The following is a 13,545-nucleotide window of genomic DNA, read 5'->3' on the forward strand; positions in this document are numbered from 1 at the left end:
GTTATGCACAACCGTGCTTAAAATGACGGAATGACCGATATGCGCAGCCTCAATACTCTCCTGGCGCTGGTCGAATACGGTTCGATCCACCTCGCTGCGCAAGCACTGTTCGTCTCTCATTCGACCGCCAGCCGTCAGATCAAATCACTCGAAGACCATTACGGGACGACGCTCTTCGAACGCTCGGTGACCGGCGTGGTTCCCACCGGTCCGGGTCTGGCGGTCGCCGACTTCGCACGGCGGATGGTGGCCGAATCGGAGCTGCTCACCGATTCGTTCGGCACCTATTCCCAAGCGGTGGAGACCATCACCATCGTCACCAGCACAGGTCTGGGTCAGACCGTTGTCGCCGATGCCATCAATCAGGTCATGACCACCACCGATCAGGTGCAGGTCTCGGTCATCGACCGCGGCTCGCTCGGAGCTCTGCAGGTGCTGAAGAACAGGGAGGCGGATCTGTGTGTGAACTTCTCCGTGTCCGACCAGCACACTGACGCGATACCCGGCGTCAGGCAGATCGATCAGATTCAGGCCCGGAACTTCGCAGTCCTCGACAAGAAGCACCCGCTCGCCCGCCGGTCCAGTCTGCACATCCGCGACCTGGCCGACTACCCGATCGCCACACTGTCCGCCGGCAACACCGCTCGGATGAGGATCGAGCAGGCCGTTAGGGACAGGTGTTCTCACCGACGATCGAAGCCACCTGCCCAGTGCTCACGATGAGAGCCGTCACGGGAACGAAGATGATCGCAATGATGGCCGAGCGGACCATCCCGCCCAACCTCGCCGAGGCGGGGTGCACTGCCGTGGAACTCGACGACCCCGGCCTCGACGCCCGCTTCATCCAGATCCTGGCCGCCGATCCGCAGCGAGAATCAGACGGTCTGGACCTGATGATCCAAGCCCTGCGCAGGCAGCTAGCCCCGAGGTAGTTCGCCGCACGGGAACCGACTGACCCTTCTCCGGTCCACATCATGGATCCGCCTCCTGCCCCTGACCGGCGACAACCGATAATCGGAGCATGGGCAATGAAGCGCAGACACACGATCTCGACCGGATGAAGATGCGCGGGCGGATCATGCGCCGGTCCGCCTCTTTCAACGTCGCACACGTCGTGGACGATCTGGGTCCGGGCACCGGCGCCCAGAGCATTCAGCGTGCCCTGTCCCTACTGGGACTCGTCGGAATCATCAGCAGCGAGAACCCCGATGGCGCACCCCTGAGTGAGATCGTGGCCATCAGCGGCCGACCGAAAGCCAGCGTGCATCGCATGCTCAACGCCCTCATCGCCATGGGATACGTCGAGCGCTGCGAAGACGGCGGCTACCGCCTCGGCGTGCAGTCCCAGATCATGGGACAGCTGGCGCAGAAGACCGCCGACCCCGCTCTGGAGGAATCCGAGTCGAGTCTGCTCAGGCTCGCGGAGCTCACCCAGGACACCGCCTTCCTCACGCTGCGCACCGGCAGCTACTCGATCTGTGCCCGCCGCGAAGATGGCTTCGGCCCGATCTTCAACAACGCCCTAGCTGTGGGTGATCGTCACCCGCTGGGTATCGGCGCTGGAAGTCTTGCCATCATGACCCAATTCACCGACGCCGAGGTGGACGCCACCTTCGACGCCAACACGCGAATATTCGCGGACCGTTACCCCGAAATCTCTGTGTCCGGGCTCAAGGAGATGATCCGTCGTGGTCGCCATGACGGCTTCGTCCACAACCCGGGCCTGTTCGCCCAGGGCTCATGGGCGATCGGCGTGCCGGTGCGGATCAAGGGCAGAAGACCGCGAGCGTCACTCTCGGTCGCCAGCATCCAGGAACGGATGACCGGGACACGCGTGTACGAGCTTGCCGGCCTGCTCCAGCATGAAGCTCAGCAGATCGCCGATGCCGTAGCCAGCACGGAGGACCAGTCGTGACGAAACCTGACTTTCACCTCGGCGAGCCTGGTGACATCGTCATCCATGCCGGACCCCGGCAGAGCCCTCGGATCATCTCGGTGCCGACCCGCCACAGTGAGCATCTCGTTGAGCTCGCGGAGGGCGATGACCTCTTCGAATCCGTGACCGGCTTCCTCGAATCACTCAGTGTCTCGGGGCTGATGGTGGAGTTCGTCGGCGGAGAGTTCGGTCGGATCAATTTCGTCTATCCGGCCTATGGCCCCGATGCCGAGCACCCCATGTCCTTCACTTCTGAATTCGACTATGAGGGACCCGCTGCGCTGCAACATGCCTCGGCGACGGTGGGGACGAAGGACGGCGCTCCGTTCACCCATATCCACGCCTCATGGACCACCGAGGAGGGCCAAGCCAAGGGCGGTCATCTGCTGCCCGGCACGCTCATCGGGCCTAGGGGTTTGCGGATCCGTGTCTTCGCCCTCACCGATGCGCAACAGCTCAGTGAGGCGGATCCGGAGACGGGGTTCTTCGCGTTCGCGCCGAAGGCGGTGCGCTCCCCCACCCCGGAATCGGCTCCAGGCAACGCCGTCATCTCCCGCGTGCGCCCAGGGGAACTCATCGACGACGCGATTGTGTCCATCTGCCGTAACGCCGGCTTCGACGCCGCCGAGGTGCGGGCCAGTCTCGGCAGCACCACCGGAGCCGTGTTCACCGCGAGTACAGCACCGTGGCCGGCGGTGGAGTTCACACATCTGACGGGTACGGTCGACGACGCTCTGGGCGAAGACCCCCAGGTGAGACTCACGGCTGAAGTCGTCGATGTCGCCGGAGACGTGCATTCCGGAGTTCTCGCTGCCGGGGCGAATCCGGTGGCGGTGACCTTCGAGCTCTTCGTCCGACAGATGTAGGGTTTGTTGCTGAACCTTTCGACTGTCGATCGGCGAGACTTATCTACGTTTCACGCGATCGGCCCGTCTCGAAAAAGAGCGAGTGACAGTTCCGCTCGGGGCCTCACGATTTAGGCCAGCTGCAAATGCAGCAGCGGGTAGGGGCGTCCCGCATCGTCGGTTTCGCTACGGCCTGCCACGTGGAATCCGCGATGAGTATAGAACTCCACAGCTTGGACATTCTGTTCGTTGACGTCGACACTCTTGATGCCGTGTTCCTTGATCGCGTGGTTCAGAAGTTTTGCACCAATGCCACTGCCGCGTTGTCGCGCGTCGATAAACAGCATTTCCAACTGTCCGTCGAAGACTCCGGAGAATCCCGCTGGACGACCGTCTAGCTCTGCGATGGAGAGTGAAACGGAGGGGAAGTAGTCGGTCTCCAACTTGGATTCGATCTCTCTTCGGTCCCCCTCGGAAAGGAAATCGTGGGTGGCGTTCACCGCGCTTCGCCAGATTGCTACGAGCGGCGGATAGTCTGCTGGCCCCCGGCAGGAACGAATTCTGAGTTCAACCTCACCAGGGTATGACTGCTCGCTCATTCCCCCATTGTGACAGGTGAAGCGAGAGTGCGTCCGGAAAGAAGCATGACGACAAGAGCAAGCGCTGTCAGCGCCGAGGCGACCCACACCGGAGCCAGCAACCCCAACCCGCTCGCAAGCCCGAACGCGCCGAGGACGGGCCCCGCAGCAGCTCCGATATTCAATGCTGCTGTCGCGTACGAACCACTCATCGTGGGCGCTCTTGATGCTGCATACAGCACACGAGTGATCAGGGTGCTGCCAACACCGAATGACAGGAAACCCTGAGCCAGGACAAGGACGAGAAGCGCAACTGGATGCGATGCGAGCACGGTCAACACGATCCACCCCGTCAGCAGCAGCGGTCCACCGACTGCAAACACAAGACCAGGTCGTTGATCGGACAGGCGCCCAGCAGTCGCGACGCCTAGAAATGATCCGATGCCGAACAGCACCAGCGCTATAGACACCCAAACTTCGGCCAGACCCGCGGTCTCGGTCACGACCGGTGCGAGGAACGTGAAGACCGCAAATGTCCCTCCATTGATCAGTGCTCCAAGCACCATTGCCAGAATGAGTCGCGGCTCGGCCAACTGACCAAGCTCCGCACGCAGGCTTGGCGAAGGCGAGCTGGATTCTGTCTGATCGGCAGAGTTCCCGGTGCCTCGAATGACTCCGAAGACCGCCGGAAGGCAGAGAATGGCGATCGCCCAGAATGTCGTTCGCCAGCCCAGCGCCGTGCCGAGCAGAGAACCGGCGGGAACACCGGCGACGGTCGCGATCGTTGTGCCGGCAAGAAGGATCGACAGTGCCCGCCCCTTCCGGTTCGCAGGCACGAGAGTGGTGGCCGTACTCAGTGCTACGGCCAGGAAGCCGGCATTGGCAAGAGCGCTGAGTGCCCGGGTGATCAGGAGTAGAGAGAAGACGGAAGTCATCGCTCCTATGACGTGGCCTCCCGCGAACACAAGGAGACAGATCACCAAAGTGAACCGCGGCGGCCAACGGCGAGCAAACGCTGCCATGACTGGCGCACCGATGACCATTCCGACTGCGAAGGCCGAGGTCAGCAGGCCCGCAGCGCCGACCGAGACGTCAATTTCGGTCGCAATGGCGGGAAGCAGTCCCACCAGCATGAATTCTGAAGTGCCCATGACGAAAACCGCCAAGGCAAGCATGTAGAGAGCAAAAGGCATCGAATACTCCGAAGTGAGAGATCAAGAATTGGTTCTTCTCGTCACTACGGTCAGCCCTGGGTACGCCGGACGCGCGCCCACAGAGATTGTGGGCGTCGTAACTAGTGGTTCAAGGGGCTGGCAGTGTGACCGACAGCCCCTGACTTGTCTGATTCAGGACTCGACATGTCTCAAACTCTACAGGCACCAACTGCCGAGCAGCGCGCTCAGCTCTGCGACGCACTCACAACCTGCGCGAAGACACCGAAGAACGGCTCGCCCTTGTCATTGTCGGCACGATATTCGGCCAAAGTCTTCAGCACCCGCGGGCCACGCACACCAGTGAGGGGATCGAGGTCGATGACCGCGCATCGTGGAATCGCCTCACCGATCCGCACACGCATCCCGACACCCAATGAAATCTCGTGTCCGGACCAAGTCTCCTCTATATAAGGAGTATCGGTCTCGACAAGGACAGTCGCCCGAAACCTCGCGGCTTCGGCAAGCAGGCCCGGATGACGGAGTCGCTCGCCGAGGTCACGGATGGAGGCCGTACCCACGATCGCAATCGGATCCCCGTAGACGACGTCTCCCCGCGGGACCTGCGCCAGCCGCACGGGCTTGCCCAGCCAGGATGAGAGCAGCTCATCGTGTGGTCCCTTGATCAGCTCCGCTGCGACCGGCCTACCCCAGTAATCGCAGGTCAACCTCTCACCTGATACCTCCGCTACGGCGCAGACCGACCGCCCATCGGGCAGCCTGACCTCGAGTTCAGCACCGTAAAGCGTCGCGAGGACCGCGACCAGCGACGGGTTCTGCACCGTCCGCAGCACCTGTTGATTCCGGGCGTCGACGAGGCAGTAGCGCCGGTCGCCCACAGGCCCGTGCTCATCGAACTCGGCGCCCGACTGCGACTGGTGCCGAGTCCCCTTGATCGGTGTGAATCCGATGGAGCGAACATCAAAAACGTCGTCCGGGAGCGAAGCTGATGGCGAAGGTGAACCGAAAGTGCTCACGACATCACGGCCCCACCGTCGATGCGCAGGATCTGACCGGTGGTGAATGCCGCACCATCGCTGGCGAGATAGGCGACCGCCTCGGCGATCTCACCGGGTGTGCCCATACGATCCAGGGCCTGGTTCGAAGTGTCGTAGTCCTGACCCGCGGTGAGAGCGGATTCCACGGGGCCCGGAGCCACCGAATTGCAGCGGATTCCCTGCCGCCCGTACTCCTTAGCCACCCACTTCGTCAGCGCAATCATGCCGCCCTTGCTCGCCGCATAGGCTGGCCCGGACCGGGCACCTGCCTCACCATCGGACATGGCACCGCCGTTGATTCCCGAGATCGAGGAGATGTTGACGATCGACCCTGCGCCGGCGTTGATCATGTGCGGGTGCACGGCGGCCTTGATGAAGTTGAAGGTCCCGCCGAGGTTGGTGTCCAGGTCACGCTGCCACTGCTCGGCTGTGATCTCGTCGATCCCGATCCGGGCCGCCGTGCCCGCATTGTTGACGAGAATGTCGATCCCGCCGGAAACTCCGACGAAAGATCCGACGGCAGCGGTGACCGCCCCGGCGTCGCGGACGTCGAGTTCGAAACCGGTGAACGTCTGCTCGGGAAACTGCCCAGACAGACTGTCCGCGGCCGCCTCGGCACCCTTGATGTCAACAATTCCGACAGACGCTCCACGCTGGGCCAAGGATGTCGCGATGGCCAAGCCGATACCCTGGGCGGCCCCTGTGACCAGGGCCGATTTGTTGCTCAGCAGATAGGGTTCCATGGTTCTCCTTCAAGTAGTGAACGACAGGCAGTTGCCGGGACCGGAGTCCTAGCCGACGCCGAGGAGGTCGGGCAGCCAGTTCGAGATCGCCGGGACGTAGGTGATGAAGAGCAGGGCGATGATTGCGCAGATGAGGAATGGCATGATGCCGCGCACCACTTCCTCGAGTCTGACCTTGCCGATGCCGGCTCCGACGTAGAGGTTGAGCCCCACGGGCGGAGTGAACAGGCCGATGGCGAGGTTGACGGTCATGAACACACCGATCGTCGTCATGTCCACGCCGACTTCGAGCAGGATGGGCACGAGGATCGGGATGAACAGGTAGAACGCGCTGATCGCGTCGACGAAGGCGCCGACGATGAGCAGGATGATCGTGATCACCGCGAGGATGACGAACTTGTTGTCCGTGACCCCGAGCACCGCGCTCGACACCGTATCGGCAATGCCTTCGACCGTGATGACATAGGAGAAGAGGCTGGCCACACCGACGATGAACATGATGACAGCCGTCGAGACTCCCGACTCCAGGAACACCTTCGGCAGGTCCGGCAGCTTGAGTTCGCGGTAGACGAAGAGACCCACCAACAGGGCAAACACCGAAGCCACAGCACCCGCCTCGGTAGGGGTGAAGATGCCACCGTAGATGCCGCCGAGGATGATGACCGGGATGAGCAGACCGGGGATGGCCTTGACCAGGGCCGCGAGGAATTCAGCGAAGCTGCCTTCTGCGGGAGCGCTCGGGCCGGTCACACCCCCGGTTCCGTTTCCGGACCCGGTCGTCACACCAGTGTCCGCCGAGGTGGCCGGGCCGCTCGTGGAGACGGACGTTCCAGCCTTGTCGGCTTTCAGCAGACGAGTCTTCGTCGCACCATTGCCGTCGGTTCCTGCCGCCAAGGCCGACGCCGGCGTCGACGATGCGGTCGAGTCCGAGGACACGGCCGCCTCGGCGCCGGTGGTGGTTGCGGGCTCACGGCCTGCAGCCAGCAGCCCCTTGCCCGATTTCACGGGCAGGCCCGCGAGCTCACGAACACGGGGGACGAAGAGCGCGGCGATGAAGAAGGCCAGAGCCATGATCACGCCGGGCACGATGCCGGCGATGAACAGACGCGTGATCGAGATCGACCCGAACTCGGAGGCGACGACGGCGAAGATGATGAACGCGATCGAGGGTGGGACGACGATGCCCATCGAGCCGGAGGCCGCGACGAGGGAGACCGCGTGCTTCTTCTGGTATCCGTTGCGGATCAGTGCGGGGATGAGAATCGCACCGATCGCGGCCACCGTGGCCGGTCCGGATCCGGAGATCGCAGAGAAGAAGAACGCGGAGATGATCGTCACCGCGGCCAGCCCGTGGCTGAAGCGGCCGAAGACCAAGAACGCGAGGTCGACGAGGCGCTGGGAGATGCCGGTGTACTGCATGACTATGCCGGCGAGGACGAAGAACGGGATCGCCAGCAGCGTGCCCGAACTCATCGACGGGAACATCACCGAGGGCACCACGTCCAGTACCTGGAGTCCGTCGGTGGTGATGAGCACGGTGACGGCGGACAGGCCGAGGGCGAACGCCACCGGGATACCCAGGGCAAGGAACAGGAAGAAGCTTCCGAACAGCAGCAGCGTGATCATTTGCGGCCTCCCTGAGAGTCAGTGGTGTGATTGGCGTCAGCCTTGTGTACCGACCTGCTCAGCTCTGCATCGTCGATGACAGGTGCGGCTTCCTGAGCCAGACGCTCAGCAACCGCCTCGGCAGAGGTGTCCTCATGCAGCGATGCACGGGCGGCCTGCAAGGTGCGGACGATGCCTAGCAGCCCGGCCATCGGGATGGACAGTGTGAACAGCCACTGTGGAATGCCCAGCGATGGGGTCGCGCGGCCGCGGATGGCCTGGTGGATCATCATCTCGGAGCCCCAGATGAGGAGGACGGCGAGGAAGACGATCATCAGTGCCGCGCCGATGATGATGAGGGATCTGCGGATCTTCGGCTTCGCGTTCTCCACCAGGTAGGTGAAACCCAGGTGCGCGCCGAGGCGGATGCCCACGACCGCTCCCATCATCGTGAGCACGACGAGGAGGTTGATCGTGATCTCCTCACTGAAGGCCAGGGATGCTTGGAAGGTGTAGCGGGAGACTACGTTGACGAAGGTGACGAGCACGATCACCATGAACGAGGCGATGACGACCCAGTCTTCGAACCATTTGACGATTTTCATCTCAGAGTCCTTCCGGAATGAACGCTTCGGACATGTCCTTGCCCCAGATCTTGCGGTATTGCGCGTACAGCGGCTCCAGGGTGGTGCGGAACTCGTCCTTCTCGGAGTCGGTGAGTTCGTTGACTTCCATGCCGCCGTCCTTGAGTTCCTTGATCAGCTTCTGTTCGCCATCACGGTTCTTCTTGATCTGGAACTTGTTGGTGTCATCGGCCAGGCGGCTCACAAGCTCCTGGTCCTCGCCGTCGAGGGAGTCGAAGAGCTTCTCGTTGACGCCTAAGATCAGCGGGTCGTAGGAGTAGTTCCACAGGGTCAGGTAGGGCTGGACCTCCTGCAGATTCGAGGAGTAGATCACGTCGATGGGGTTCTCCTGACCGTCGATGGCACCCTGCTGCAGCGCGGTGAACACCTCGCCGAAGGGCATGGTCGTCGGGTTGGAGCCCAGTGCGCGGTAGAGGTCGGTGTAGAGACCGAAGCCTGGGATGCGGAATTTGAGTCCGTGCAGGTCATCCGGGGTGTGGATCGGGTGGTGTGTGTTGGTGAGCTGACGCATTCCCGATTCGCCGAAACCCAGGAGGTGAACGCCGTGTTCGGACAGGTAGTCGGAGTAGACGTCTCCGCCCTTGCCCTCCAGCGCTTTCTGTCCGTCTTCGACGGTGTCGAAGATGAAAGGTGCGGTGACGGTGCCGAAGCGGGGGTCGACGGCCGAGTAGATGATCGGCGAGTTGTAGGAGAAGTCCTTCGCCCCGTCCATGAGCTGTTCGACGCCAGCTGTGGCCTCACCGGCGGAGAGACGTTCGTTGCCGAAGACCTTCAGGGTGATGCGGCCGTTCGTCTCCTCTTCGAGGTCCTTCGCGAACTTCTCGGCCGCGATGTACCAGGTGCTCGTGGAACCGGTCGTGACCGTCATCTTCCACCGGTACTTCTGCTTCCCGTCGTCGGTCGTGCCGAAGTTCGTTCCGCACCCGCTGACCAGCAGCACGAGCGTCACCAGCACAGCGAACCAGGCGAGCATGGTCCTCTTCGTCGGTGTTGTCGGCACCCTTGCCTCCATCATTGAGTTGTTCCTGTCTGTCTTCATCGTCGCGACTGCTTCGTCACGGCTGGTTGTCTAGGTCTGTTCAGGCCCGGGATCTGATCAGGTATTCGGGGTCAGCTCTTCGGGGTTCCGGCGAAGTGGACGAGTCCGCCGTCGACGGGGATGAGTGTGGAGTTGATATAGCTCGAATCCTCCGAAGCGAGGAACACAGCAAGCTTCGCAATGTCCTCCGGCTGGCCCATCCGCCCCGTTGGGGACAGTGCGTGCCGAGCGGCGAGCATGTCCTCGACCGAATCGTAATGGCCGCTGATCGAGTTGTGGATCAGCGGCGTCTCGATAAGTCCCGGAGCGATCGAATTCGCGCGGATGCCCTCAGCTGCGTATTGGGCGCCGACGACCTTCGTGAGTTCGATGAGTCCCGCCTTCGATGCGGCATAGGCGGGGTAGTCGTAGCCCATGTAGCGCATTCCGCCCACCGAGGAGACCGTGATGATCGATCCGCCTCCGGCCCTGCGCATATAGGGCAGTGCCTGCTTCATCGCGGCGAAGGCTCCGATGAGGTTGATGCCGAGGGCCTTGGCGAAGGCAGCCGTGTCCAAGGTATCGAGTCCGCCGTTGACGACGATGCCGACGTTGTAATGCAACACCGTGGGTTCGCCGAGGCTGCTTGCACAGTGGTCGAAGGCCGCGGACAAGGAGTCCTCGTCGCCGACGTCGGCGACGACCGTGGTCACATGGGAGTCCGTGTCACCAGGGGACTCGGCCTCGCCGAGGTGGTCCGGTGAACTGGCCCCGTCACCCGAGGCGCTGGCCTCCCCGAGTGCCGCCCGTGCGTGGTTGAGGGCCGCCCGGTCGCGGTCGACGATGCACACTTTCGCGCCTGCAGCGAGGAACGCCTTCGCTGCAGCGAACCCATTGTTGACCTGCCCGTCCGGGGTGCCGCAGCCGATGGCCATGACGACCTTGTCCTTGAGATCGTTCATCGTGCGCTCCCCCGCCCTTGTGAGTATTCGGCTTTGAGTTCCTTACGAGCCAGCTTCCCGTAGGCGGTGACGGGCATCGCCGCGACAAAATGGATCTCCTTGGGCACCTTATACGCCGCCAACGTGGACTTGCACAGCGCACGCAGTCGCTCGCTCGGGTCAGTTCCGGCGCTCGCACCTAGGTCAGTGCTTGGGCCGTCGCTGGCATTCGCCGCGCCACTCGACGCTGGTTCGATGATCGCGATTCCGATCTCTCCCCACTGCGCATCGGGCACGCCCACGACAACCGCCTGGGCCACCTCGGCGTCGGTGAGAAGAAGCTCCTCGATCTCACGCGGGTACACGTTCGACCCACCTGAGATGTACATATCGGACTTTCGGCCGGTGAGGAACAGGAAGCCCGACTCGTCGAGGTAGCCGACGTCGCCGGTGTGGAAGACACCGTGGGCGAAGGCCTCGGCATTGGCGTCGGCGCGCCCCAGGTAGCCGGCGCAGACGGTGGGCCCGCCCACGCAGACCTCGCCCTGTTCACCGGATGGCAGCTCGGTGCCCGTCTCGGCGAGGATGACGATGTCGACACCGGTGCGGGCTCTGCCACAGGTGCCGATGCCAGCGGAGTCGACGGGGATCGTTCCGTGCTCTTCCGGTCGCAGGACAGTGATCGCACCCGTCACCTCGGCGAGGCCGAAGTACTGCACGAGGCAGGGCCCGAGCTTGTCGAGGGCACGAGACTGGTCGGCTGCGAGCATCGGGGCACCTGCGTAGATGACTCGATTGAGACTGTGGTCGGCGGGCCCGCGATCAACCGGGTAGCCGGCGACGATGCGGTTGAGGATGGTCGGGACGGTGAAGGCGTTGGTGATTTCATAGCCGTCGATCGACTCCCACAGGGTGCTCGGATCAGCCTTGCCACCAGGGTGGATGACCGAGGGCGTACCGCCGAAGACCTGCGCGAGCATGTGAATCCCCGCCCCGTGCGAGAGCGGTGCAAGCACCAACGAAGCTCCGTCTTCGGTCTCGTTGGGAAAGAGATCGCAACGATGATTCATAAGCACGGCGCCGAGGTGGCGGTGCGTGAACGTGGCCGCCTTCGGCTTGCCCGTGGATCCGGAGGTGAAGAAGTACCAGCAGGGGTCGTCCTCTTCGACCGCGAAGTCCCCAACGCCATCCTCGTCGCCATCTGCCGCTTCCGTCGAGCGGACCACTTCGCGTCGAGAGGACCCTTTATAGCCTGCGCCATCGCCGCTAAGTGGTCCGCTCGAGGAGGGTGATCCATCTGGCAGCTCACCTATCCACAGAACGGCGCCAGTGAAGCCTGTCCGTTTCAGTGCTTCGACGAAGTCGGCATGGGCGCGGTCGACGACGATCGCGGCCGGGATGACATCGGCGCTGATGCTCAGCAGCTCTTCGGTCGACAGTGCGGCGTTCGGTGGGGCGATGACCGCACCGGCACGGATGATGCCCCAGAAGGACTGGACCACCTCGGCGTGATTGGCCGAAACGAGGAGGACACTGTCGCGCCTGCCCACACCACTGGCTTGGAGGGTGCGGGCGAGTGCCTCGGCTCGGGCATCGAGTTCGCTCCAGGTCCAGCGCACCGAGTGATCGTCGTCGATGACGGCGGTGTGGTCCGGGATCCGCCGTGCTGTCTGGGTGAGGAAGCGGGAGACGTTGACGCCGCGGCGAGGTGTCGGTGTGAAGTCCTTGGCCGGTGAGGTCTGGGAGATGGCGCGCATCAGCGTGTGCGCTCGAGGATTGAGGCGAAGTTGGATACGGCGGCTCCGCCCATGTTGAAGATTCCGGCCAGTTGCGGATCTTTGATCTGGATGCCTGGTGAGCGGCCCGTGAGCTGGGCTGCTGCGAGCGCATGCATGGAGACTCCGGTGGCACCGATGGGGTGGCCCTTGGCTTTGAGCCCGCCGGAGGGGTTGACCGGGAGTCTGCCGCCGACGGCAGTGGTCCCGTCTTCGAGGAGCCGGTGGCCCTGACCTGGTTCGGAGAGACCGAAGGCCTCGTATTCGAGGAGTTCGGCGATGGTGAAGCAGTCGTGGGTCTCAAGCAGGTCGAGATCAAAGATCCCGATTCCGGCTACGTCGAGGGCCTGGTACATGGCGTGGCGGGCGCCGGCCATCGCCAGAGGATCGCGCTGGGACAGGGGCATGACGTCGTTGGCGTTGCCCATGCCACGCCAGGTCACGGCCTGTGGAGCCGAGACCGCAACATCCTCGGCGGCCATGACCAGAGCAACGGCCCCGTCGGAGACCAACGAGCAGTCAGTGCGGCGCAGGGGTTCTGCGACGTAGGGGTTCTTCTCCGAGACCATGTTGCAGAACTCGTAGCCGAGGTCCTTCTGCATGTGGGCCAACGGATTGTGGGAGCCGTTGGCGTGATTCTTCGTGGCGATCTTGGCCAGGGTTTCCGAGTGGTCACCGTAGCGGTCGAAGTACCGGCGGGCGATCTCTCCGAAAACGCCGGCGAAGGATTTGAAGTGCTCTTCCTCTTCCCGGTAACTGGCACTGAGCAGGACCTCGTTGACCTCATGGCCCGAGGCCTGTGTCATGCGTTCGGCTCCGATGACCAGGGCGGTCTTGTGCCTGCCTGCGGCGATGGAGTCATGAGCGGCGAAGACCGCGGTGGAGCCTGTGGCACAAGCATTCTCATGCCGATGGGCTGGAGTCAGTGCGAGTTCGGGGAAGACGACGCCGGGAAGTGCGGCTTCGAATCCCTGCTTGGACAGACCGTTGTTGTAGACCCCGACGTGGATGACGTCGATGTCGGATGGCTCGAGTCCCGCATCGGCAATGGCACCCCGTGCGACGTCGCCCATCATCTCGGGAAGCGGTAATTCGGAGCGCCCAAACTTTCCGTGGGACCAGCCGATGATCGCAGGCTTGGACATGGACACTCCTTCGGGTCCGCCACCGAGGTGGGGCAGTCGACAGTAACTCCTGCTGTCATACTTTCGTCAGTCCCAGTTATTGGTCAACACGAATCCACCATATGGA

General features: G+C 63.0%; 14 protein-coding genes. 4 read left to right on the forward strand and 10 right to left on the reverse strand.

Features of this window, described 5'->3' with window-relative positions; all coding sequences use genetic code 11:
* Window positions 1-30 precede the first annotated feature (30 nt).
* The 4 genes from INT29_RS04545 (at window position 31) to INT29_RS04560 (ending at window position 2,802) form a co-directional block, all read left to right on the forward strand.
* Entirely contained in the window at window positions 31-723 is a 693-nt protein-coding gene (locus INT29_RS04545; protein WP_193070865.1) for a LysR family transcriptional regulator, read from the forward strand.
* Window positions 720-932, forward strand: coding sequence for a hypothetical protein (locus tag INT29_RS04550; RefSeq protein ID WP_193070866.1), 213 nt, complete (start codon window positions 720-722; stop codon window positions 930-932). Before INT29_RS04545 ends, INT29_RS04550 begins: the two co-directional genes overlap by 4 nt.
* Window positions 933-1,021: 89 nt before the next feature.
* Entirely contained in the window at window positions 1,022-1,915 is an 894-nt protein-coding gene (locus tag INT29_RS04555; RefSeq protein WP_193070867.1) for an IclR family transcriptional regulator, read from the forward strand.
* Window positions 1,912-2,802 (forward strand): PCC domain-containing protein, encoded by an 891-nt coding sequence (locus INT29_RS04560; protein WP_101570108.1) that lies wholly within the window; start codon window positions 1,912-1,914, stop codon window positions 2,800-2,802. Before INT29_RS04555 ends, INT29_RS04560 begins: the two co-directional genes overlap by 4 nt.
* Before the next feature lie 110 nt (window positions 2,803-2,912).
* On the opposite strand, the gene INT29_RS04565 is transcribed toward INT29_RS04560, so the two are convergent.
* From INT29_RS04565 to INT29_RS04610, 10 genes are all read right to left on the reverse strand, one after another.
* Window positions 2,913-3,380 carry an acetyltransferase gene (locus tag INT29_RS04565; RefSeq protein WP_101570107.1) on the reverse strand — a complete coding sequence of 156 codons (468 nt, stop codon included), beginning with the start codon at window positions 3,378-3,380 and terminating at the stop codon, window positions 2,913-2,915.
* A complete protein-coding gene (locus INT29_RS04570) occupies window positions 3,377-4,552 on the reverse strand; it encodes a Cmx/CmrA family chloramphenicol efflux MFS transporter (RefSeq protein ID WP_101570106.1) in 1,176 nt (391 codons plus the stop codon). Before INT29_RS04570 ends, INT29_RS04565 begins: the two co-directional genes overlap by 4 nt.
* Window positions 4,553-4,758: 206 nt before the next feature.
* Window positions 4,759-5,547, reverse strand: a complete 789-nt coding sequence (locus tag INT29_RS20575) for an MOSC domain-containing protein (protein ID WP_193070868.1) — start codon at window positions 5,545-5,547, stop codon at window positions 4,759-4,761.
* Window positions 5,544-6,311, reverse strand: a complete 768-nt coding sequence (locus INT29_RS04580; protein ID WP_193070869.1) for an SDR family NAD(P)-dependent oxidoreductase — start codon at window positions 6,309-6,311, stop codon at window positions 5,544-5,546. The genes INT29_RS20575 and INT29_RS04580 overlap by 4 nt, the downstream gene beginning before the upstream one ends.
* 48 nt (window positions 6,312-6,359) lie before the next feature.
* Entirely contained in the window at window positions 6,360-7,937 is a 1,578-nt protein-coding gene (locus INT29_RS04585) for a TRAP transporter large permease (RefSeq protein WP_193070870.1), read from the reverse strand.
* The gene (locus INT29_RS04590) at window positions 7,934-8,521 is read right to left on the reverse strand and encodes a TRAP transporter small permease (protein WP_226841624.1); all 588 of its coding nucleotides are present in this window, start codon (window positions 8,519-8,521) and stop codon (window positions 7,934-7,936) included. Before INT29_RS04590 ends, INT29_RS04585 begins: the two co-directional genes overlap by 4 nt.
* A gap of 1 nt (window position 8,522) precedes the next feature.
* The gene (locus INT29_RS04595; protein WP_226830786.1) at window positions 8,523-9,575 is read right to left on the reverse strand and encodes a DctP family TRAP transporter solute-binding subunit; all 1,053 of its coding nucleotides are present in this window, start codon (window positions 9,573-9,575) and stop codon (window positions 8,523-8,525) included.
* A 95-nt stretch (window positions 9,576-9,670) separates the two neighbouring features.
* Window positions 9,671-10,540, reverse strand: a complete 870-nt coding sequence (locus tag INT29_RS04600; protein ID WP_193070871.1) for an SDR family NAD(P)-dependent oxidoreductase — start codon at window positions 10,538-10,540, stop codon at window positions 9,671-9,673.
* Window positions 10,537-12,276 carry an AMP-binding protein gene (locus INT29_RS04605; RefSeq protein WP_193070872.1) on the reverse strand — a complete coding sequence of 580 codons (1,740 nt, stop codon included), beginning with the start codon at window positions 12,274-12,276 and terminating at the stop codon, window positions 10,537-10,539. The genes INT29_RS04600 and INT29_RS04605 overlap by 4 nt, the downstream gene beginning before the upstream one ends.
* Entirely contained in the window at window positions 12,276-13,439 is a 1,164-nt protein-coding gene (locus tag INT29_RS04610; RefSeq protein WP_193070873.1) for a thiolase domain-containing protein, read from the reverse strand. The genes INT29_RS04605 and INT29_RS04610 overlap by 1 nt, the downstream gene beginning before the upstream one ends.
* Between the last annotated feature and the right edge of the window lie 106 nt (window positions 13,440-13,545).

Source organism: Brevibacterium sp. FME37 (assembly GCF_014897485.1).
Classification (GTDB): Bacteria; Actinomycetota; Actinomycetes; order Actinomycetales; family Brevibacteriaceae; genus Brevibacterium.